Origin of the sequence: Flavobacterium sp. (assembly GCF_031363805.1) — a bacterium.
GTDB lineage: Bacteria > Bacteroidota > Bacteroidia > Flavobacteriales > Flavobacteriaceae > Flavobacterium.
The window spans coordinates 1-9,875 of the sequence record NZ_JANLVD010000206.1; the positions used below are offsets into that span (position 1 = coordinate 1).

The 9,875-nt window shown below is 30.6% G+C and carries 9 protein-coding genes and 1 riboswitch; of the genes, 4 read left to right on the forward strand and 5 right to left on the reverse strand.

The window, feature by feature from the left end:
- The coding region (locus RMN92_RS10850; RefSeq protein ID WP_309609464.1) for an outer membrane beta-barrel protein at window positions 1-679 on the forward strand (679 nt) is incomplete at its 5' end.
- 82 nt (window positions 680-761) lie between these two features.
- Here the strand turns inward: RMN92_RS10850 and RMN92_RS10855 are convergent.
- The 4 genes from RMN92_RS10855 to RMN92_RS10870 all read right to left on the reverse strand — a co-directional run bounded on the left by RMN92_RS10855 (window position 762) and on the right by RMN92_RS10870 (window position 4,599).
- On the reverse strand, window positions 762-1,526 hold the full coding sequence (locus tag RMN92_RS10855) for a dienelactone hydrolase family protein (RefSeq protein ID WP_309609465.1): 765 nt from the start codon (window positions 1,524-1,526) through the stop codon (window positions 762-764).
- Window positions 1,527-1,618: 92 nt separating this feature from the next.
- Window positions 1,619-2,407, reverse strand: a complete 789-nt coding sequence (locus RMN92_RS10860) for an ABC transporter ATP-binding protein (RefSeq protein WP_309609466.1) — start codon at window positions 2,405-2,407, stop codon at window positions 1,619-1,621.
- A gap of 23 nt (window positions 2,408-2,430) precedes the next feature.
- Window positions 2,431-3,423: an iron chelate uptake ABC transporter family permease subunit gene (locus RMN92_RS10865; protein WP_409024861.1), complete on the reverse strand. Its 993-nt coding sequence runs from the start codon at window positions 3,421-3,423 to the stop codon at window positions 2,431-2,433.
- 36 nt (window positions 3,424-3,459) lie between these two features.
- Window positions 3,460-4,599 (reverse strand): ABC transporter substrate-binding protein, encoded by a 1,140-nt coding sequence (locus RMN92_RS10870; RefSeq protein WP_309609468.1) that lies wholly within the window; start codon window positions 4,597-4,599, stop codon window positions 3,460-3,462.
- A gap of 82 nt (window positions 4,600-4,681) precedes the next feature.
- Window positions 4,682-4,990, forward strand: a riboswitch (cobalamin riboswitch).
- 30 nt (window positions 4,991-5,020) lie between these two features.
- Here RMN92_RS10870 and RMN92_RS10875 point away from each other — a divergent pair.
- Both RMN92_RS10875 and RMN92_RS10880 read left to right on the forward strand, forming a co-directional pair.
- On the forward strand, window positions 5,021-6,874 hold the full coding sequence (locus RMN92_RS10875) for a TonB-dependent receptor domain-containing protein (protein WP_309609469.1): 1,854 nt from the start codon (window positions 5,021-5,023) through the stop codon (window positions 6,872-6,874).
- Window positions 6,875-6,878: 4 nt separating this feature from the next.
- The gene (locus tag RMN92_RS10880) at window positions 6,879-7,925 is read left to right on the forward strand and encodes a DUF5074 domain-containing protein (RefSeq protein WP_309609470.1); all 1,047 of its coding nucleotides are present in this window, start codon (window positions 6,879-6,881) and stop codon (window positions 7,923-7,925) included.
- Window positions 7,926-7,962: 37 nt separating this feature from the next.
- Here the strand turns inward: RMN92_RS10880 and RMN92_RS10885 are convergent, their stop codons facing one another.
- The gene (locus tag RMN92_RS10885) at window positions 7,963-9,414 is read right to left on the reverse strand and encodes a S41 family peptidase (protein WP_309609471.1); all 1,452 of its coding nucleotides are present in this window, start codon (window positions 9,412-9,414) and stop codon (window positions 7,963-7,965) included.
- 99 nt (window positions 9,415-9,513) lie between these two features.
- Between RMN92_RS10885 and RMN92_RS10890 the strand changes: the two genes are divergently transcribed.
- Window positions 9,514-9,875, forward strand: a 362-nt coding sequence (locus RMN92_RS10890; protein WP_309609472.1) for a sigma-70 family RNA polymerase sigma factor, incomplete at its 3' end; no start/stop codon positions are given.

Here is a 9,875-nt window from a genome sequence, read left to right on the forward strand (position 1 = left end):
AACACACATTGGATATGAACTGGTAGATGCTGTAGATAATAAAAATTACAGTATGTCCTATGCTTTTACGAAAGGACCATTTTTTAATACTGGTGTAAAAGCACAGTACACTTCTGGGAAATTTTCTTTTATGGCTGGTGTAACTAATCCGACCGATTTTAAAACCGCTACAGAAGCAGGTACAAAGCAAAAAACTTTTATTGGTCAAGTTGGATATGTAGTAGATTCTGGCACACTTTTTCTTAATTTCACCTCTGGAAGTACAAATCCATCACCAGCATACAATGTTTCTCAAATTGATATCGTAGCCACTAGAAAAGTCAGCGATAAATTCGCTCTGGGTTTTAACGGTACTTACGCTATGATTAAAGATGATAATCTAAGTGCTAATGATGCAAATTGGTTTTCTGCAATAGGTTATTTAAGTTACGCTCTAAATGCTAAGGCTAGTTTAGCCTACAGACTGGAATATTTTGATGACAAAGATGGATTTGCTTTAGGTGTTAACGATAACAATGTAATTGCAAATACATTATCATTAAACTACAAAGAAGGTAATTTTACTTTCATCCCCGAAGTTAGATTTGATGCTGCTGGTAAAGATGTTTTCAAAAAATCAAACGGAAATGCTACAGGTTCTGCAGCTTCTATTTTATTGGCAACTACGTATTCTTTCTAATATAGTTAAAATTTAAAAATGCCATTGTAAATTTATTTTTACAATGGCATTTTTTTCTGATTTTAAAATTGAAAAATTATTTTTATTGAAAAATTTCATTAAAAAAATCTGACATAGCAATCCAGGATCTTTTTGCAGCTTTTTCATTGTATGCCATTCCTTTGCTATTGTCACTTCCAGCATCTTTATGGGTAAATCCATGAACAGAGTTGGCATAGTAAACCATTTGCCAATCAGCTTTAGCAGTCCGCATTTCATCTTGAAAAGCTTTTACATCTGCCTCAGGCACATACATATCGTCTGCACCTTGCAATATTAAGACTTTTGGATTAATTTTTTCTATAGTTCTTGAAGCATCTCTACCCAAACCTCCGTGGAAAGAAACAACTCCATTTACTTTTAAATTGGATCTGGCAGCTTCTACAGCGCCAGTTCCTCCAAAACAATAGCCTATGACTGCAATTTTTTCTGGATTGGCTCCAGCTTTTATCAATTGATCCAAAGCGAGTTGGATTCTTTTTTGATATTCAAGATAATTTTTTTTGAAATAACCTGACATTTCCCCAGCCTGTTTTTGACTAGTTGGTCTTTTATCTACACCATAAATATCTGCTACAAAGGTTATATAGCCCATTTTTGCAAGTTCAGCGGCATTTTCTTTGGCATTATTATCAATTCCCATCCAAGCTGGTAAAAGCAGAATTCCTGCTTTTCTGGAATTTATTTTTTTAGGATTGGATAGTAAACCTTCCAGTTTTTGACTTTCGTCTGAATAAGTTACTGTTTTCAATTGTGCGCTGGAAGCAAAAATTGTCATTAAAAACATTGACACGAATAAATTTTTCATAGCATTTTATATTTCTTATAAAATTAGGAATTATTACCCAATTAGAATGTGAAAGTAATCTTAATGAAATAAATTTTTACATCTTCAATAATTTATTGTTTGAAGATAAATTTTCCTTTTTCTTCGTCAAAAAAAATATTTTGATCTACAAATAATGTGTTAAAAATACCGTCTTTAATTAATTTACAAGGTTCATCTTGAATGCAATTATCAGTTGTCATTACTATCATTTCATCACTCAATTGAATAGCCAAATCGATATCATGTGTTGAAAAAAGTATACATTTTCCTGTTTCTTCGCTGAGTTTTTTTAATAATTTGAATACAGCAACTTTATGCAACAAATCCAAATGAGTAGTTGGTTCGTCAAGAATAATGAGTGGCGTATCTTGCGCCAATGCTCTTGCAATTAATACTTTTTGCAACTGACCATCACTTATTTGATAATGTCTTTTGGTTTGAAAAGATTTAATTCCTGTAAGTTGAATCACATTTTCAATCTTTGCAATGTCAAGCTCTGAAAGCTTCCCTATCCAATTGGTGTAAGGTTGTCTTCCTAAAGCAACCAATTCATAAACGGTTAAATTGCTTGGAGGCAATTTTTCTGTGAGCACCACACTTAAATTTTGAGCCAATGCTAATGATGAATAATTTTCAATATTTTTTTCATTCAAATACACTTCTCCAACAATTGGTTTTTGAATGCCAGTCAAAGTTCTTAATAATGTTGATTTTCCTATACCATTCCCTCCAACAAGAGTAATTAATTTACCTTCAATTAAGTTTAAATTTAAGCTGTTTGCAATAGTAATTGTTTCCTGTTTGGATTTGTAGCCAATAGATAAATTTGAAGTGGAAAGTATGGTTTTATTATTTTTCATAAATTTATTTTCTTAAAGGTTAATTAAGAAAAATGATTCTTCCTAACCAATAACCAAATGACTACTGGCGCACCTACAATTGATGTAATCGCATTTATGGGCAATATAATATCTGATCCAGGCAATTGTGAAACCATATCACAAAAAAGCATGACAATGGCTCCCAAAATTAAAGTTCCCCAAAATAGAACAGAATGACTACTGGTTTTAAAAATTATCTTTGCAATGTGTGGAACAGCCAAACCAACAAATGCAATTGGACCAGCAAAAGCAGTGATACTTCCAGCCAAAATACTCGTAGCAATAATGATTATGAATTTCGATTTTCGGAAATTGATTCCCATACTTTTGGCATAATTTTCACCTAATAATAAAGCATCAAGCGATTTAATGTTTGTAAAACTAAGAAATAAGCCAAAAATAACTGAAGTGAAAAGCAATAATATTTGATTCCAAGATAAATTTCCCAAACTTCCCATAGACCAAAATGTAAACTTTTGCAATTCTGCTGCTGAACTAAAATATGCTAAAACACTGACTATTGCACCACTAAAACTCCCAAACATTAATCCGACTATTAATATTGAAGTTGTATCTCTTAGTTTACTTGAGACTAACAAAACTAATAACAAGACCAAAAAACTACCTAGACAAGAAGCCAACATAATTCCGTAGGATGATAAAAAATATTCCGCAACAAAACTAGGCAAAAATCCAGCTCCTAAAATAACAAACGCAACACCCAAACTAGAACCAGAACTTAGTCCTAAAACGTAAGGACCAGCCAGTGGATTTCTGAACAAGGTTTGCATTAATAATCCAGAAATTGACAATCCCATGCCAACTAATATAGCTGTGATGGCTTTGGGCAATCTATAATTTAAAATAATATATTCCCAAGTTTCCTTTGAAGCTTGAGATCCTGTTAAACTTTTTAAAACTTCTTTAACTGGAATGGCTATCGAGCCAAAACTAATATTCAATACCAATAACAGCAACCATGACAAGAGTAGCATGCCAAAAAGAAAACTGTATTTTTGATGAAGTTTCAATTATTTTAATTTTTCAATGAAAGACATTTCATAATTTGGTAATAATTCTGGATGAACCATTTTTAAAATATCTTTCAGTACCAAATCTGGTCTATTTGGTGCCAATTCATAGAATAAATTTCCACCAGTTTTCCCTTTTTTATTGCCAAACGAATACACATTTTTAGTTTTAAAAGCTTTAAATTGGGTGTAGTGTTTATTGGTTTTCTCAATTTCATCTAGTGTTGAAAATTGCCCTTGAATCCAGAAATCAGCATTTTGCCCTTTTTCTAAAACGGTTTCAAATGAAAGCGACAGACTGCCAGTTCCTTTGGTGTCTTTCCACAAATAATTTGATTTTGCATCTTTTAAAAATACCGAACCCCAACTTTCGCCTTGTGGCATGTACCAAACATCTTGAAACATGGCACCTGATAAAACCGTAGGATTTGAGCTTGCTTTTTCAGCTAAAGTTAAAGTACTCTTATAATCCTTTACTATTTTTTCAAAAATTGATAAAGCCTTTTGTTCTTGACCATATAAAGCGCCAAAAAACTTAATCCATTCTGCTTTTCCAAGCGGAGATTGCTCGTTCCAATCGCCGTTTAAAACTACTTTTAAACCACTTTTTTGTAAATTATCTAGACTGGAATTATTGTTATCAATACCATAACCCACAATAATTGATGGAGCCAAATTGATAGCAACTTCAATATTTAAAGATTGGTTATTTCCTAATTCTTCAACATTTCCAGAATCAATTCTTGCCCTTACTTTTGGGGATGAAATATAATTGAGATTTGGAAATCCAATCAAAGTATTTTCTACACCCAACATTTCTAACGATGGAATGTGTGTTGTAGAAGTAACTACAATTGTTTTCACAGGAATTTGAATAATTGTGTTTTGCTTTAAACTATCAGGAATAATTCCGTTTTTTTCTTGAAGAATATAGCTATAATCTTTGTTGGCTTTTGGCCATGGATTTTTAACTTTTAAAACCGAAAAACCTGAGTATTTATATATTTCTAAGCCTTTTGCGTACTGAATTGAGTTTGAAATTTTAAATTTTGCAGCATTTGAAATTTCAGCATTTTTTTTACATCCAACAAAAGTTGTTAGAATAAAAAGAAAAAATATTTTTAGAAAACTTGGATTCATTATAATCATTTTGTAATTGTTGCAAATGTAAAACTATTAGGGTATAAAAATAAAATTTATTTTTTATTCAAACTTTAACCTATCTTTGCAACCGAATTGAGGTTTCTATCTTTTTATAAAAGAAGGAATTAAAAGGGAATCAGGTAACGATTTTAAATTTTAGCTTTTTAAATACAATCTAAAATTAAAATCTCAAATCCTGAGCTGTTCCCGCAACTGTAAGCTATTAAGCTTGTTGTTATCTACAAAACCACTGTTTTAAATGTAGATTTTAGAATTCAGAATTTTGATTTTTTTAAATCTCAAATCTAATATCTTAAATCTAATATAAAATGGGAAGGTAAACAACAAGACGCAAGCCAGGAGACCTGCCTAAATTCTTAATCAATATCGAATCCTCGGGAGATAGGATTCTGGAAATATGACTTTAAGAAATCTGGTTTTATTATTTTGTATGCTTTGTAGTCAATTTGTTTTGGCGCAAGATACTATTGTAAATAAATTACAAGAAGTTATTGTGTCTGATATTTACCTGAAAAAATATTCCTCTTCTCAAAACTTAATTATACTTTCTGATTCTATTATAAATCAAAATAAACCTTCACTTACTTCTTTATTGAATTATAATTCTACTATTTATTTTAAAGAAAACGGATTGGGAATGGTTTCTTCGCCTTCTTTTCGAGGAACCACTGCACAGCAAACCGCTGTAATTTGGAACGGAATAAACATCAATTCTCAATTGAATGGTCAAACCGATTTCAATACAATTTCAACAAGAAATTTTGATAATATTGTTGTTCGTGCTGGTGGCGGAAGCCCAATTTACGGAAGTAGTGCTATTGGCGGAAGTATTCATTTGAATAACGATTTGGTTTTTAACAATGATATTTTAAATGAATTGCAACTTGATTATGGAAGTTTCAACACACTCGGAATTCATTTTAATTCCAAAATAAGTACCAATAATATAGTTGCCCAAGTTGGTTTTTCAAGAAATAGTTCCAGTAATGATTATGATTATGTTGGCGTTTTTGATTGGGAAGGAAACCAAAGAAAAAATTTGAATGGTGAATACAACAACAATAACTGGACAGCGAATTTTGCGTACAAGATAAATTCCAATAATAAATTAAAATTTTACAGTCAAACTTCTAGCGTATTTAGGAATTTCTCTTTGATTTATGAGTCTGATACCAAAACCAAATATGTAGATGAATCGAGTCGGAATTTATTGGAATTTGATGGCAAATACAATCGATTTACAGTCAATATTAAAAATGCTTTTACTTACGAAAACTATCAATATTATGGAAATATTCTAAATGATAATTTTAGTTCTGGAAAAGTAGAAAGTCTCATTTCTAAAGTCGATTTTGGATATAAAATTTCGAAATCAATACATTTAAATACTGTTTTAGATTATAATCATTCAAAAGGTTTTGGTACAAGTATCGACAATAAAATAAGAGAAATTGGTTCAGGTTCTCTATTATTGACTCGTAAATTAGACAATTGGCAAACTGAATTAGTCATTAGGAAAGAAACTACTTCCGCTTACCAATCGCCAATTTTATTTTCTTTAGGAAATGCTTATCGATTCAATTCCTTTTATGAATTAAAACTCAATATTTCTAAAAATTTTAGAATTCCAACTTACAACGATTTGTATTACAGTGGAGGTGGCGGTTTCGGCAATCCAAATTTAAAACCTGAATCTTCGTACCAAGCCGAAATTGGAAATGTTTTCAGTTATAAAAAAATTACTTTTTCGCAAACTGCCTATTTTATTAAAATTGAAGATTTCATTAGTTGGAAACCAGCAACGAATGGGAATTGGTCGCCAGTGAACTTAAAAAAAATAAATACCTATGGTTTGGAAAGTATTTTAAATTGGAAATATAATTTTTATAAACATTATTTCAATATCAATGCAACTTATGCGTACACTATTTCGAAGGATCTAGAAACGAACAAACAGTTGTATTATGTACCGTTTCATAAAATGACTGGTTCATTTGGGTATGGTTTCGCCAAAGCATATGTAAACTATCAATTTGTATATAACGGATTTGTGTATACACTACTGGATAATAATCCAAAACAAATTGTCAAAGCCTATAAAATATCCAATATTGGTATTGATTACAACATTTTAAAATCGCTAAAAGTGGGTTTTCAAATAGCCAACATTTTAAATCAAAAATACCAAAGTGTCGAAGGCAGGTTTATGCCCGGCAGAAATTTTAATATATTAACAAACTTCAAATTTTAATTAAATGAAAATTAGCAAATTATTTTTAACAGCTTTATTAAGCTTTCCATTGTTTTTCTCCTGTACAAACGATGATGATGTTCCAGTTGCACCAGTACCTGGCGCTTATGAAAACGGTTTTTTTGTAATTAATGAAGGATCCGGAGCAAAAGGAACTGTTGGTTTTATAAGTAATGATTTAAACACTGTGCAACAGGATGTTTATGGCGATGTAAATTCAAACGATGCTTTGGGAGGCTATATTCAATCGATGTTTTTTGATGGCGAAAAGGCTTATATTATTTCTGGTAGCTCAAACAGAATTACTATTGTTGATAGAAAAACTTTCAAATTAATAGGCAAAATTACAACTGGCTTGGTAAATCCAAGATATGGTGTGGTTGTAAATGGAAAAGCTTACATTACCAATGCGAATTCATACGACAGTCCAACAAATGCTACTGACGATTTTGTTGCCGTAATTAATTTATCAAATAATACTTTAGAAACTTCCATTCCGCTGAATACAACTGCAGATAAAATAATTAATGACAGTGGAAAACTGTATATTATAGAATCTTACAATAATTCCAATGTGTTGGTTGTTAATACTACTACAAAAACATTGGAAACGCCAATTAATATTGGAGATAGTGCGAACTCTATGGAAATAAGCAATGGTTTTTTATATGTAGTAAGAAATCCATTTGGTGTAAATAGCGAATTGGTTAAAATTAAATTATCTGACAAAACTTTTACAACTTTGCCTTTTTCTTTAGAAAATGTGAAAAATTTAGATATTTACGAAAATAAAATTTATTACACTTCTGGCAAGTCCGTCTATTCTATGGATATTGCTACAACTACTCCATCCACAACACCTATTTTGACTTACACTTCGACTTCTACTTATGGAGAAATGTATGGATTTTCAGTAAATAAAAATAGAATTTTCGTAGCGGATTCTCCTGCTTTTGATGTGAATGGAAAAGTATATATTTATTCACTTACCGGTACTTTACAAAAATCAATTGATGTTGGTGTAGGACCAAATAGTTTTTATTTCAATTAACAATAAAAATGGCTTTCGATACCGAAAGCCATTTTTTTTATTTCAAGATTTTCGCTAAACCTTCTGGGTAATTATCTAAATACATTTCAGAATCTAAATCTCGAACAGAGTTGTCAAAAATTTCATTATAAATTTTATAGTTTTGAGTTTGATTGCCAATTCTTAATGTAGCCAAATTTAAAGCTTTGGCAAGTAACGGTTCTGAAACATCTCCAAGTTGACCTAAATTACCATAATTTTCAGGCAATATATTTGAAATGTCAGGATCAATTCCAGTTGCGTAGTCACCAAAACCAATTTTGTTTACAGTTTTTAAAACAATGGGTTGCATGGCATAAGTATGGTTTGGATTGGCACCTTTTTTTGAAAAATTTGGAGAATCATACATTGTTATGGAACCCACATTTTTTCCAGTTGTTTTTACACCAATTTGAACTACATTAATATATGGTTTCAAACAATTCATAACCAATTCGCTAGCGGAGGCAGTTCTAGAAGTAGTCAAAATATAAACCTTGGTCATACCAATTGAATTTAAAGCGGCTCCATTTTTTAATGTATTTAAAAATAAATTTTGCAATTGATTGGCAGAAAATTGTGGCTGAATTTTAGTATTCCACTGTTGCTCAGAAAAAACCTGTCCAGCAAATTGTCCAGTTATCATACTACCTAATCTTGTAGCAGTATCAATTGATCCACCAGAATTGTATCGCAAATCCAATACAAAATCGGTAACACCTTCTCCTTTAAAATAGGCAAAAGCATTATTTAATTCTGTTTCATAATTGCTGTAAAATCCGTTGTAAATCAAATAACCCACTTTTTTTGCTCCAACAGTATAAACGTTTTTATAAAACACTGGATTTTCGCTGTAATCGGTTTTGGTAAAAGTAATTGATTGTCCATTTGGGGTGATATTGCCATTATCATAATCGGCTAAATTTATTGTATAAGTATCATTATTTAAAGGCTGACTGAAATTATTTTGCTTGGTTGTTCTGTCCTGAGTCATCGCAACGCCATTAATTCCATAAAAAATAGTACCTCTTTGAATAGGTTTTGAGGAAGCATCGCTATTGGGCATTACATATTTAATAAATCCAAAAACTTCATTTGTTGTTGTATTTTTATAAGTAAAACCAATTTCTAAGCCATTGCTTTTTGAATTGCCACTCAAAATTTGTTCTAATTCAACATAATTTGAAAAAATGACACTGTATTTATCTATATTTTTTCTATTATAAATTAAGCTTTCAAACAAATTCTCTGGACTACCTTTTGTACTTAAAAAATCGTCAAGATTTTTTTGAGTAGAAAATTTATCATCAGACAAATCTGGAACCTGAGCTTGGTATAAATAATATAAATTCAAACCTTTCCATATAAAATTCTGAATTGGTGATTGAATTTCATCATCATAATCTGTACAACTAGCTATAGCTGTCAATGTTAAAATGAAGAGTATCGAAGCCTTAATAATGTTTCTCATTATTTTAAATTTATTTAGAAAGTAAAAATAGTAATAAATATTTTAAATATCTTGTAACAAAAAATAAAGTTAGTCGTCTTCAATATATAACCAACCAAAATGAACCAAGTAGAATTTATAAATAGCGTAAAACCTTTTAAAGACAAATTGTTCAGGTTGGCCAAACGCTTACTAATAAGCACTGAAGAAGCTGAAGATGCAACGCAAGATGTTCTTATAAAACTATGGAATAAAAACGATACTTTAAACCAATTTGGAAGTATGGAAGCTTATGCAATGACCATTACAAAAAATTATTGTCTGGATGTTTTAAAATCAAAAAGAACATCAAATTTGAGAATTGAACATCAGAATTATGTTGAAAACGGATCCAGTTTGCAACAAAAAATTGAAGATGAAAATTCAATAGGTTGGATTGAAAAAATAATTGAAACTTTGCCAGAACAGCAAAAATTAATTAT